The 13,187-nt window shown below is 33.3% G+C and carries 13 protein-coding genes; 7 read left to right on the top strand and 6 right to left on the bottom strand.

Annotated elements, in window-relative coordinates; genetic code table 11:
• Window positions 1–82 precede the first annotated feature (82 nt).
• Together OH814_RS18810 and OH814_RS18815 are read left to right on the top strand one after the other, a co-directional pair.
• Window positions 83–913, top strand: a complete 831-nt coding sequence (locus OH814_RS18810) for a GLPGLI family protein (protein WP_308829220.1) — start codon at window positions 83–85, stop codon at window positions 911–913.
• A 1-nt stretch (window position 914) separates the two neighbouring features.
• Complete coding sequence (locus tag OH814_RS18815) at window positions 915–1,811, top strand: GLPGLI family protein (RefSeq protein WP_308829221.1); 897 nt, start codon at window positions 915–917, stop codon at window positions 1,809–1,811.
• A gap of 103 nt (window positions 1,812–1,914) precedes the next feature.
• Here OH814_RS18815 and OH814_RS18820 read toward each other — a convergent pair whose 3' ends face one another.
• The 6 genes from OH814_RS18820 to OH814_RS18845 all read right to left on the bottom strand — a co-directional run bounded on the left by OH814_RS18820 (window position 1,915) and on the right by OH814_RS18845 (window position 8,669).
• Complete coding sequence (locus OH814_RS18820) at window positions 1,915–2,259, bottom strand: hypothetical protein (RefSeq protein WP_308829222.1); 345 nt, start codon at window positions 2,257–2,259, stop codon at window positions 1,915–1,917.
• A gap of 256 nt (window positions 2,260–2,515) precedes the next feature.
• On the bottom strand, window positions 2,516–4,372 hold the full coding sequence (locus OH814_RS18825; RefSeq protein ID WP_308829223.1) for a peptidase M61: 1,857 nt from the start codon (window positions 4,370–4,372) through the stop codon (window positions 2,516–2,518).
• A gap of 128 nt (window positions 4,373–4,500) precedes the next feature.
• Entirely contained in the window at window positions 4,501–6,129 is a 1,629-nt protein-coding gene (locus OH814_RS18830) for a M1 family metallopeptidase (protein ID WP_308829224.1), read from the bottom strand.
• A gap of 131 nt (window positions 6,130–6,260) precedes the next feature.
• Complete coding sequence (gene tatC / locus OH814_RS18835; protein WP_308829225.1) at window positions 6,261–7,091, bottom strand: twin-arginine translocase subunit TatC; 831 nt, start codon at window positions 7,089–7,091, stop codon at window positions 6,261–6,263.
• A gap of 47 nt (window positions 7,092–7,138) precedes the next feature.
• Complete coding sequence (locus OH814_RS18840; protein WP_308829226.1) at window positions 7,139–7,708, bottom strand: hypothetical protein; 570 nt, start codon at window positions 7,706–7,708, stop codon at window positions 7,139–7,141.
• 1 nt (window position 7,709) lies between these two features.
• Complete coding sequence (locus OH814_RS18845; protein ID WP_308829227.1) at window positions 7,710–8,669, bottom strand: KpsF/GutQ family sugar-phosphate isomerase; 960 nt, start codon at window positions 8,667–8,669, stop codon at window positions 7,710–7,712.
• Window positions 8,670–8,815: 146 nt separating this feature from the next.
• Here OH814_RS18845 and recQ point away from each other — a divergent pair, with 146 nt between their 5' ends.
• The 5 genes from recQ to OH814_RS18870 all read left to right on the top strand — a co-directional run bounded on the left by recQ (window position 8,816) and on the right by OH814_RS18870 (window position 13,127).
• Entirely contained in the window at window positions 8,816–11,020 is a 2,205-nt protein-coding gene (gene recQ / locus OH814_RS18850; protein ID WP_076559851.1) for a DNA helicase RecQ, read from the top strand.
• Window positions 11,021–11,036: 16 nt separating this feature from the next.
• Complete coding sequence (locus OH814_RS18855; RefSeq protein ID WP_308829228.1) at window positions 11,037–11,285, top strand: hypothetical protein; 249 nt, start codon at window positions 11,037–11,039, stop codon at window positions 11,283–11,285.
• Window positions 11,273–11,596: a hypothetical protein gene (locus OH814_RS18860; protein ID WP_201133942.1), complete on the top strand. Its 324-nt coding sequence runs from the start codon at window positions 11,273–11,275 to the stop codon at window positions 11,594–11,596. The genes OH814_RS18855 and OH814_RS18860 overlap by 13 nt, the downstream gene beginning before the upstream one ends.
• A 39-nt stretch (window positions 11,597–11,635) precedes the next feature.
• Window positions 11,636–12,721 carry a glycosyltransferase gene (locus tag OH814_RS18865; protein ID WP_308829229.1) on the top strand — a complete coding sequence of 362 codons (1,086 nt, stop codon included), beginning with the start codon at window positions 11,636–11,638 and terminating at the stop codon, window positions 12,719–12,721.
• A 61-nt stretch (window positions 12,722–12,782) separates the two neighbouring features.
• Window positions 12,783–13,127 (top strand): hypothetical protein, encoded by a 345-nt coding sequence (locus tag OH814_RS18870; RefSeq protein ID WP_308829230.1) that lies wholly within the window; start codon window positions 12,783–12,785, stop codon window positions 13,125–13,127.
• Window positions 13,128–13,187: the final 60 nt, after the last annotated feature.

Raw genomic sequence — 13,187 nt, forward strand, 5'->3', positions numbered from 1 at the left:
TGGGGAGAAAAGAAGATTATTTAAAAATTTTATTTTCAAATAATCTTTAAACAAGCCTTAAATATTTTCAAAATAATTTAAAATGAAAAAACTAATAACCGTTTTCTGTGTATTGATGATTGGTGTTTTTGCCGATGCTCAAAACAAACGTTTTACTTACGAATACCGTTATATACCAGACTCTACCAACACAGGCGATATAAAAACGGAGATGATGAATCTTGATGTTGCTGATTCGGGATCCAAGTTTTACAGCTATACGGCTTACCATTCCGATTCTATTATGAGAGTTGATTTGGAAAAACAATTGGCTTCAACGGGGATGATGAATGTTAAGACGGATGGACGAAAAGGCTCCATCAGATATTCGATTTCCAAAAAATATCCGAAATATGAAGTCTTTTTTCATAACAGAATTTTGAGGGATCAGTATAAAGTTGCTGATGACCGACAAATAGATTGGAAAATAAGTTCCGAGAAGCAAAAAATCGGAGAATGGAATACACAGAAAGCCGAAACTGAATTTGGTGGAAGAAAATGGGCAGCATGGTTCACTTCAGATATTCCGATTCAGGATGGCCCCTACAAATTTCATGGTCTTCCGGGTTTGATTGTGAAATTAGAAGATCAAAGCAAATCACATGTCTTTAACCTGCAGGCTGTAAAAAATCTGACAGAAATTCCAAAAGATGTGTTTGGCGAAAAAGAAATTTTAGTCAATCAAAAACAATATGACAAATTGGTTAAAGAATATGAAAATGATCCCACAAAAGGTTTAAAACAAATACAAATGAACGGTATGACAATGATTATGAAAGAGGGAACCGGTAATCAAATGAAGGATCAGGAAGAACGCCTGAAAGAAAAAATAAAAAAAGATAACAACAGAATAGAACTTAATAAAACAAAGTAGAATGAAAAAAATATCTTTAGCGCTGTTATTAATAATAGGATTCACAAGTTTTGCTCAAAACCGTTTTTTCTATGATTATAAATTTATTCCCGATTCTACGGATAAAGCAAACGTTTTGAAAGAAATAATGCTTTTGGATATTGATAAAAGCGGATCAAAATATTACGGTCAGGAAAAGTTTATTGCAGATTCTACTTCTCAGGCAGATTTGGAGAGACAATTAAAATTGAGTCCCAACAGCATCAGTATAAGTAGAAACGATAAACCGGGAATGATTACTTACAAGATTACCAAACAATATCCTGATTTTAAAACTCACCTTTTCACAAAGATTTCCAGCGACAGCTATAAAATTGAAGAAGATAAAAAACCGGAATGGAAAATTCTTCCTGATAAGCAGAAAATTGGTGAATATAATGCTCAAAAAGCAACAACAAAATACGGGGGAAGAGAATGGACGGCTTGGTTTTCGACAGATCTACCTTTCCAGGACGGACCGTATAAATTCTACGGACTTCCCGGTTTGATTGTGAAAATTGAAGATAAGACAGGTTCGCATTCCCTGACTTTAGTTGGAAATAAAACGATTCAAACTACTACAGAAAAAGAGATGAATCTTCCGCAAGGAGTTCAACTTTACGGAATGGGAAGGAAGGATATTGAGATCAATAAATCTCAATTTAAAAAAGCCTGGAAAGCGTATAAAAACGATCCCACGAAAAATATGCGCGAGATGATGATGAAAAACACAGAAACCAATAAAGTTGTGTTTAAAACTAAATCTGCAGACGGAAAAGAAATTTCAGATCCTAATCTGGTTTTCAGAGAAATGGAGAAAAAAGCAAAAGAAGGTTTCAAAAAGAATAACAATCCTATCGAACCGGAATTGTATAAATAAAATAGTATAGCGAGGAAGATTTCCCTCGCTTTACTATTTTTAAAATACTATTATCGTTATCATAATTTTCGTTTCCGTGAATATGAAATCATTGTAAAGGAAATTATTTATAACCAATCTGGAAAACAGCATTTTCTAACAAAGATGCTGTTTTTTCTTTGGCAGACAGATGATGTTCCTTGTAAGTCAGACAACAGTCCCCAACAGTCAGACGACATTCCTTTGCGGTGAGACGGCTTTCCTTATCGGACAGATGACATTCCGTGGTAATCAGATGATATTCCTTAAGAGACAGACGGTATTTATCAACGGAAGGACTCATTTCTTTAAAATAAGATGGTTTTACGACCAATACACATGACATTGCATCATAGACAGATGATTTTGCGACACTGACACTTCGTTTTGCGATACGATAAGACGACTTTGCGAAGCATACATGTGACATCGTGTCATATACAGATGATTTTGCGAGGTGTACAACAGGTATTGCGTTATGATGAGATCATCTTCTGAGGCATACAGATGATTTTGCTGCTCATATACATTATTGTGCAGAACTGCTGAAATGTAATTACAAAAAAGCGAGGAAAATTTCCCCGCTTGTTTTATTTTAAATTCGTTGAATAATATAATTTTTGATTATTACATAGCATGTCAAACCATCAACTATCAACTCAAAACTATCAACAATTTCAATTAACTTACTTTTTTCCGGTCAACCATTGATCCTGAAGTTTCTGTTCTGCAGGAGTAGGATTGGCTTCAAATTGTAATGTTTCCATTGTTATTTTATCTAAGACCGCTTTTCCTTTCAAATCAATTTTATCCATTTTATCACCGTTTTTACGAAGAACGGTTACGGTAACATTTTGACCTTCTTTGATCGATTGTGCATAGCTGATAAATTCCTGAGCATTTTGAATATTAATGGTTTTTCCGTCTAAAGCAAGAACCTGATCGGTAATTTTAAATCCGATACTTTTTGAGAATGAAGATAAAGCAGAGTGATCATCAAAGGCAAAAGCATTGTTCTTCTCATCATATCCGGTTTGCGCAGGATCTTTGATAAACCAAAACATCGGCGGAGTTCCCTGCTTCTTGATTTCTACACCCACTTGAGCTAAATATTCTGCATAAGGCGTTGGCTGGCTTCCTGCAATGTATTTATTGTAAAAATCTTTTACCTGCGGATATCCTGTAATGGTTACCAATTCGTCGATCAGTTTATCATCTTTAAAAGGTTTGTTCTCACCAAATCTCTGAGATAATTTTCTGATCATATCGCGATAACCCATTTCTCCGTTTGATAATTTTCTCAGCTCAATATCAAGACACATCGTCAAAAGAGTTCCTTTTTCGTAGACATTTCTGTACTGATCTTTATACTGATCCTGAAGAATATTTTTACTCATTACCGTAAAAGGCATGGTATCGTCGTAGTTTTTAGAATTTTTAATTTTATCGCCAATTCTCTGTAAAAACTGCTCTTTTGTAATCAAACCTTCCTGAATCTGGAATAAATTGGCAAAATATTCGGTTCCGCCTTCATACATCCAAAGATGTTGAGACATTTTAGGATCTGCATAATCGAAATAATGAATTTCTTCAGAATGCGTCTTCAAAGGATTCACGGTGTGGAAAAATTCATGAGAAACTACATCGACAATAGCTTCATCAATCGCTTCTTTAGGCATCATTTCGTGAAGCACAACACTTGTAGACTCGTGATGTTCCAAAGCGCCAAAACCTTTGATTTGAGGACCTTCGGTTCCTGCAAGATAAAGCATTATTGCATATTTCTTATTGGTATTCATATCACCCAAAAATTTCTTTTGAGCAACGACCATTTTTTCTAAATTTTCTTTAAAATCTGCTGCTTTATATTTTCCAGTTGGAGAATAAACACCCAAAACAAGATCCATTCCGCCAGCATTGAATGTGATGTAATCAGGTTTTGAATACATCAAAGGAGAATCTGTCAGTTTAGCATAATTGGCTAATGTAAAAGTATCGGTTGCTTCAGATTTATCCTGATCAACCAAAGCGGTAGTTCCGTAAAAATCATTAGGTTTTTGAATCACCAATTGGTAAGGAACATCCTGCATATTATCGATGTAACCCACAAAACCGTGTGTATTAATTAAATAAACTTTCCCCTGTTCGATATCAGTTCCGGAAGGTGAGAATACGGCTTTATGCTTATCCGTACCATTTTCTTCATCAAAACTGTCGTTTACCAAATACGTAATTTTACTTAATGCTTTTGCATTTTTCAGAGAATACGTATTGTCATTCACTTTGGTAAAAGCGATTTCTTTTCCTTTGTTGTCTAAAAATTTTATTCCTTCTATAAATCTTCCGTAATCATCCACAGAATAAGTTCCGGGAACTGTTTTTGGAAAGTGAAATTTCACGTCATTCGATTTCATTTTCGGAAATTCCATCGTTACGGCTATTTTATCGTCTTTTACATTCACCAGGTCGATGTTTGTTTTTATAGATTGCGCTTGTACGAAAGCCACCGCAAGAATTCCTAAGCTTATTGCTATTTTTTTCATTAGGTTTATTTTATTGATAAGTAGTTGATTTTAAATTGAAATTGTTACAGAAGGATTTATAATTTTTTGCTAAACTTTAGTTAAAAAAAGCAAAACCATTATTATGATTTTGCCTTTTAAATTTTTCATTAAATCTTTTTATATCTGATATAATAGTTCTTGCTAAACTCTACCGGATTTGAATTCTTAAGCTTCAGCGTTTGCCAAGATTCATTCGGTGAAATGGTATATTCACCAAATCTTATCGGAAGGTTTAAGTTTTTTACACCATTTACAAAACGGAATTTCAATTCTGTACCTTTTTGAGCATATTCTAAAACAGGAACATCGGTTGTACGCAAATATTGGTTGAAAATTGTTGTAAAGTCGAAACCGGCTTTTTCAGAAATATATTTTTCAACTTGTTCGGTTGTTACTGTTTGATGATAAAAATCTTTATTTAAACCTCTTAAAATCTGTCTGAATTTTGCATCATCATTAATGATCTGTCTCATCGTATGAAGCATACTTGCGCCTTTGGCATACATATCGCCGCTTCCTTCATTTCGTACGTCGTATTTTCCTATAATAGGAACATCGTTTTCAATATTATTCTGAATTCCCTGAGCATAAATATCCGCAGATTTTTTATCCATATAATTTTCGGTGAAAAGAACTTCAGAATAATTGGTAAAAGCTTCATGAATCCACATGTCGGCTTGATCTTTTGCTGTAATATTATTCGCAAACCATTCGTGCCCGCTTTCGTGAATAATGATGAAATCCCAGTTTAAACCAACTCCTGTTCCTGAAAGATCTCTTCCTAAATAGCCGTTCTGATAACCATTTCCGTAAGCTATATTGCTCTGATGTTCCATTCCCAAATAAGGTGCATCAACCAATTTGTAAGAATCTTCATAAAAAGGATAAGGACCAAACCAATATTCAAATGCTTTCAACATTGGCTTTACCTGCTGAAACTGTTTTTTTGCTTTCTCTAAATTATAGTCGATTACCCAATAATCAAGATCAAGCTTTCCTTTTTCTCCGGTATAAGAATCTTTAAAATTTACATATTTTCCAATATTCGGAATGATAGAATAGGCGTTGATTGGATTCTTAACTTCCCAAGTGAAAATATTTTTATTGTTTTCGGTTTTTTTGTTAATTAATCTTCCATTTCCGACTCCAACTAAATCTTTTGGAGTAATAATTTTCATAATGATTCCATTATCGGGTTCATCACTCCAGATATCTTTTGTAGGAAGCCATATTGAAGCGCCAATTCCTTCATCGGCAACGCTCATCCAAGGATTTCCTTTTTCATCTTTTGTGAAAACCCAGCCTCCGTCCCAGGGTGCTCTTTTGGCAATCGTAGGATTTCCGGAATAGCCAATATCAATGGTGTATTTTTCTCCTTTTTTAAAGTTTTTATGCGATGAAATAAATATAAAATCACCTTCTCTTTTAAATGGTTTAGGAGTAGGGAAACTGCATTGTACCACATCAACTTTCATCGGTTGTTGCAGATCGATTTGAAAAACAGGATTTGAAATATCTTTGGTAATCTCAAAACTTATTTTATTGTTTCCGGTAATACTTTTTTGCTGAAAATCGGGTTCCACAGATAGTTCATACTTTTTTACATCCCAGAAATTTCTGAATTCGGTATTAGAACCTTTTAAGGTATCCTGTTTTGTAAACGTTTTACCTTTTTCGAAAAACTGCCCGAAAGCTAATCCGGAAACCAATAAAAGTGAGTATGAAAACTTCTTCATCTGATTTTAAATTTAATTAAATCAAAATTAAAGAATATTATTTAAGAATGTCTGTTTTTTGATGAGTATTCTGAAAACAAGCGGCGCGAAAATCATCGATTTTCGCGCCGCTATTATGTTATATTAATTTTTTAAGATTTTTGAACCGTTTTTATAGCGGCATCTCGTTTTTGCACCTTTTTATAAGTATAACCACACATTACAATACTGAATTCATAAAGCAATAAGAGTGGCAACGCAGCCATAATCATGCTTAAAACATCGGCAGGAGTAATAATTGCTGCAACAACCATAATCAAAACAATAGCGTGTCTTCTGTAAGTTTTCATAAACTTGGGATTCAGAATTCCGATATTGGTCAGGAAGTAAATTAAAACCGGAAATAAAAAGACAACACCCATTCCTAAAACAACCTGCAAAAACAGAGTAGTATAATCACTAAGGTCATATAACGGAATAATGATGTCTGAAATTTTAAAAATAACTCCGAAATTGACGGCAAAAGGTAAAATCAGGAAATACCCGCATAATACTCCGGTCATAAATAAAATCCAAACCGAATTAATAATAAAAAGCGAATTTTTTCTCTCGTTAGGATGTAGAGCCGGACTGATAAATCGCCACAATTCCCAAACAATATAAGGGAAAGCCGCCACAATTCCTCCAAAAATAGAAACCGCCATCATCACATTAAACTGTTGATACAATCTCTGAACTCGCACCGGAAATTCATCAGGCAACGTAATACTGTCTTCCCCTAAAATCCATTGTGAAAACTCGTTTACGACTTTAAAAGTAGGGAAATCATTACGTGTGGGACCAAAAAATATATGATCCATAATCCAGTTGATATTAAAACCGACAACCACTGCCGCTATAACGATTGCAAGAATAGAACGGATCAAATGCCCCCTCAATTCCCCAATATGTCCAAAAAAAGACATGTCTTTATCTTCGCTCATTTAAAGAATTAAATTATGTTGTGAAATTATGAAATTATATATGGAACTCAAAAGTTATTTCCATTCCAGTGTAAATTTAATTGATATGGAATGTTATTTTGTAATGAAATATTTTTTAAGTGTTCTATTAATGTTTTAGAATTTTGATTGTTTTTATTAATAATTAATACACTTCGATTTAATATTTTTATGAAAACACATTCATTTATCTCAATAATATCATTAAAATCCTTATAAGAGATTTTACTCTCACTATTGCTCTCATTGATTAAAAGAAAGCTCTTTGCAAAAGTTATTTCTGACGTGGTATCTGAACTTTCGCTATTTTGATTTTTAATATATTTTTCCAATCCTTTTACATAAGTGTTTCTTACGGTTATCTCTCTAACTAAAAACATAACTATAGTAAAAGGAATAAAAAATATTAAGAATGCGATGTTGAAACTTGTGAAATAAACATATATAAAAATAGATAAGAACAAGAAAATAAAGATTATTCTATTTCTAAGTCTTGTTCTAATGACTTTTTTATTATTCGAAGATTCATAAAGCAAATAAGTTAGATGATCTTTTGTGGATAGCTTGAAATTTTGAATGGAGAAAATCACTTCTTCCATCTTAATTAATTCCTTCGTCCAATAATGTATGAAGATCAATAATTCCGAAATATTGTCCGTTTTCAGTAACAATTAATTGTCCGATATTATTGTCTTTTAAAACTTTCATAGCTTCTTTTGCCAAAACATCTTTCTCAATTGTTTTAGGATTTGCAGACATAATATCTTTCGCCAAAACTTTAGAAATATCGTCACCTTTCATCAACATTCTTCGCAAATCTCCGTCGGTAACAACGCCGGTGATTTTATCGTTATCTGTAACAACGGTTATACCGTGACTTGATGCGCTGATCGAAATAATAACATCCCTTATCGAAGAATCCTCATAAACTTGAGGTTTTTGTGAAGAAAGAAACTGCTCAACTCTTGCCGTTAAGTTTTTACCTAAACTTCCTCCCGGATGAAATTTAGCAAAATCATTTTCTTTAAATTCATTCAGTTCCATCAGGCAAATTGCCAAAGCATCTCCTAAAGCCATTTGATTGGTCGTAGAGCTTGTCGGAGCCAGTTTATTCGGGCACGCTTCCAGATCTACATGAGTATCTAAAATGACATCAGAAAATTCTGCAAGTTTGCTTTTTCTGTTTCCCGTCATTCCAATTAATGCAGAAGAATAATCTTTTAAATAAGAAACAAGATTGGTGATTTCAGGGGAATTTCCCGAATTTGAAATGCATAAAACTACATCCTGCTTTTGGATGACACCCAAATCTCCGTGAATAGCTTCTGAAGCATGCAAAAATTGAGATGGAGTCCCGGTAGAATTTAGCGTGGCAACAATTTTATTTCCTACGTGAGCCGATTTTCCGATACCAACCACGATGAGTTTCCCTGTAGCAGAATGAATAAGCTGTACTGCTTTTATAAATTCGTCTCCAATTCTTTCTTTTAATTTATCCAGTTCGGAAATTTCTATGGTCAGTGTGCTTTTTGCTATTGAGATAATTTTGTCTCTTTCCATTTTTATAACGAAATTAGTATGTAGATTGCCAAAGATTTCAATTTATACTTAATATAAATTTGGTTACTAAAAAATTCTATTGCTTTTATTTTCAGTAAAAATTTTATAACTTTGGATTGGATGCAAATTTAGCAATACAAAATTAGATGAGCGCAAAAAAAGCCAATTTATCAGGCGAATTAAAAAAATACTTCGGGTTTTCTACCTTTAAAGGACAGCAGGAAGAGATCATTAATAATCTCTTAAACGGAAAAGATATTTTCGTACTGATGCCTACAGGAGGCGGTAAGTCGCTGTGTTATCAGCTTCCTGCTCTTATTTCTGAGGGTACGGCAATCGTTGTTTCACCGCTTATTGCCCTGATGAAAAATCAGGTAGATGCAGTAAATGGTCTTTCTTCTGAAACCGGTGTAGCCCACGTTCTTAATTCTTCTCTTAACAAAACTCAGACCAAACAGGTCTTTGATGATATAAAAAGCGGTAAAACAAAGCTTCTTTACGTAGCTCCGGAATCTTTGATCAAAGAAGATTATCTGGAATTTCTGAAAGATGTAAAAATATCGTTCGTTGCAATCGATGAAGCGCACTGTATATCCGAATGGGGGCATGATTTCAGACCAGAATACAGAAATTTAAAGCAAATCATTGATAAAATTGCAGATGTTCCGGTAATTGCCTTAACAGCAACTGCAACCCCGAAGGTACAGGATGATATCCAGAAAACTTTAGGAATGACCAATGCTTTGGTGTTTAAGGAAAGTTTTAACAGAGCTAATTTATTTTACGAAGTCACTCCAAAAGTTAATATTGATAAAGAAATTGTAAAATTTATTAATAAAAATAAAGGGAAATCCGGAATTGTTTACTGTTTAAGCCGAAGAAAAGTGGAAGAATTTGCCCAGCTTCTTCAGGTAAACGGAATCAATGCACTTCCGTATCATGCCGGTCTTGATCAGAAAGTGAGGGTTGCCAATCAGGATAAGTTTTTGATGGAAGAAGCGGATGTTATTGTAGCAACAATTGCATTCGGAATGGGAATCGATAAACCTGATGTACGTTTCGTTATTCATTATGATTTCCCAAAATCTCTGGAAAGTTATTATCAGGAAACGGGTCGCGCAGGCCGTGATGGAGGAGAAGGATATTGTTTGGCCTTTTATGATCCTAAAGATATTGAGAAATTAGAGAAATTCTTGGCTCAAAAACCTGTTTCTGAACGAGAAATCGGTTTGCAGCTTTTAAATGAAGTAGTCGGCTATGCTGAAACTTCTATGAGCCGAAGACAGTATATATTATATTATTTTGGTGAAACTTTCGATCCGGTAAATGGTGACGGGGCCAAAATGTGTGATAATGCATCAAATCCGCCAAAGCTGAAAGATGCTACAGACGATTTAAGAAAAACACTGGAATTAATCAACGAAACAAAAGAAAAATTTAAATCAAAAGATTTAATTTCTGTAATTGTTGGAAAAGAAAATGCTGTTACAAAATCGTACAAATTAGAGCAAAGTTCATTTTTCGGTTTTGGAAAATCAGAAAAAGATAATTATTGGAAAACAATTCTAAGACAGGCAACCGTACAAAATTTTTTACAGAAAGACATCGAAACATATGGTGTTTTAAAAATCTCTGAAAAGGGTAAAAAAGTTTTAACCGGTGATTTAAAAGATCCATTTTTAATCGCTGAAGACCGTGAATTTGATCTTTCACAAACAAAAGCTGAAAGTGACCAGGTACAGATGCAGTCGAGTGGAGGTTTAGACCAAAATTTATTTGCACTTTTAAAAGATCTTAGAAAGAAAGTAGCCAAAAAACATCAAATTCCACCTTATACGGTTTTTATGGATCCTAGTTTGGAAGATATGACTGTGCAATATCCAATTACTGTTGAAGAGATTGCTAAAATCTACGGAGTTGGAGAGGGAAAAGCCAAAAAATACGGAAAAGAGTTTGCCGATTTTATAGCAAAATATGTTGAAGACAACAATATAGAGCGTACTCAGGATATGGTTTTGAAACAGGTTGCGAATAAATCTAGCCACAAGGTTTTTATCATTCAGAGTACCGATAAAAAAATTGATCTTGAAGATATAGCAAGAGCAAAAAATCTTTCGATGAATGATCTCCTGAAAGAAATGGAGCGTATTGTTTATCAGGGTACAAAACTAAACATCGATTACTATATCGAAGATAATTTTGATGAAGATGTTGTAGATGATTTTATGGAATTTATGAACGAATCTGAAAGCGACAGCATGAAAGTTTTGCTTGATGAATTCGGAGATGAGCTTTCTGACGAAGAAGTAAGAATGCTGAGAATAAAATTTATCAGCGATGTTGCCAATTAATTTTGATTAAATTAAAATGGAAAATCCAATAACAGAAGCTAAAAAAGAACTCATTCAGTGGATAAAAGAAATGGATGAGCTTGAAGATATTGCAGAGTTGCTTGAGATTAAGAATAGAAAAACTTCGGTGAGTCACGTTGCAGAATCTCAAGCTGAATATGCTGTAAAAGATGATTTTGATGAACGATTTGCGAAAGGATTAACATCAGAAGAATCAAGGAGAAGAACAAGGAAATTTATTGATAGTTTACCTTGGAAGAAATAGTTATTTATTCTGAAGAATTTCATCAATCTATTGAAGAATTAGTTGAGATTTTATATGCTAAAGAATATTTCGGATTTAGAGTTGATTGTCAGTTTTATGCAGATAAAATTTATGATTTTATAGATTTTAATGTTATGAAACCTATCAGCAAAAATTCACCATTAGCTTATCAGAAATTTGGTAAAAAGTTTATAAAATACAAAGCAAACAACAATACGTCTTGGTATATATTGTTCGATCAGAAAGAGCATAAATTTTTAATAAATCATATTACAAATAATCATTCTCAGGACTTTCCAGACCTGTTGTGAGAACTGAATTCCTTTGAAGTACTTTAAAAAAATCTTAGGATGAATAAGAAAATTTCTGTCATGTTTATTCTGCCGGATCTCGAAACCGGAGGTGCAGAAAGAATCGTTACCACCATTGCAAATCATCTTTCCAGAGATCGTTTTGAACCTAAAATTTTGCTTTTACGGAAACAAGGTGGTTATCTGGATTTTCTTAACAAAGACATTGAAATTATTGATCTGAATATTGAACGAATCAGAAATTCTTTAAAACCTATTCTTTCACAAATTTACCGCAGAAAACCGGATATTGTTTTTTCAGGATTTGGTGAGGTGAATGCCTATTTATCTTTATTTATCAAGCTTTTCCCGAGAATTAAATTTATTGCAAGAGAAACCAATGTAGTTTCTGAGCATGTCACCAGAAAAGAAATAAAATTCTTCTATAATTTTTACAACAATTACCAGCAGATTATTGCGCAAAGCGATGATATGATGAATGATCTTGTACATAATTTCAATATAAAAAAACATAAAATCACCAAAATCAATAATCCTGTAGATTTTGATTTTATCAATGAAAAACTTCTCATTTCTACAAAACCTGAAAGCTTTCAATACAATTATAAAAACGTGGTTGCCATCGGCAATTTGTCGGCAAGAAAAGGTTTCGACAATTTGCTTAAAGTTTTTTCAAGGCTTAAAAATGAAAAAATTATCCTTCATATTTTAGGAGATGGAAGAGATCGTGAATTGCTGAATCAGATGAAAGATTTTTTAGGTTTAAAAAAGGTTGTTTTTCATGGAAGACAAGAGAATCCGTATCAATTTCTGAAGTTTGCTGATTTGTTTATTCTTTCTTCGCGTTACGAAGGTTTTCCCAATGTCTTATTGGAAGCGGGAGCCTGTGGAACTTATTCTTTGGCTAATAATTGTCGTGGCGGAATCAACGAAATTATTCAAGACAGAATCAACGGTGAGATTTCTGATATTGAAAACCACGAAGATTTCTCACAAAAAATTATGCAGATCTTGCACGGAAGTTACGATGCTGATTCTATTAAGAACTCTATAAAATCAAGATTTTCTAAGGAGATTATTTTAGATAGATATGAGAAGATTTTGTTGGAATTGATGAAGAAATAAAAAATCTTTATATTTCCTTAAATTTGCATCTCAACTTTATTTAAAAATCAATATTTCATTCATGAAAAAACTTCCGAAACTGGGTTGTGCTTGCGAAAAACACGACTTAAGTGAATCTGAATATAGAACTTCAATAGTTGGTACAGATTTTACCAGTGATAAAAATGCAGAAGTAAGCATCATTCAATGCAGACTCTGTCAAAGAATTTGGCTTAAATACACTGTTGAATCCGAAACCTCTCCAGAATTAAGCAGATGGTTCAAGGGAATTATAGCTAAAAAGGAAGTTGCAGAAATGAAACCTGAAAATGCAATAGAATATTTGGAAAATCTCCAATGGTACATTGGCGGTGGAAACTTTTTTGGAAATAAAGAAGTTTTTGGAGAAGGGAAATTGAATTTGTAAATTAGGCTAGATGTCAGATGCTTAAAAAATATTCTCAATCATTTAAACATCCATCATCCA

The organism is Chryseobacterium sp. CFS15 (assembly GCF_031118795.1).
Lineage (GTDB): Bacteria > Bacteroidota > Bacteroidia > Flavobacteriales > Weeksellaceae > Chryseobacterium > Chryseobacterium indoltheticum.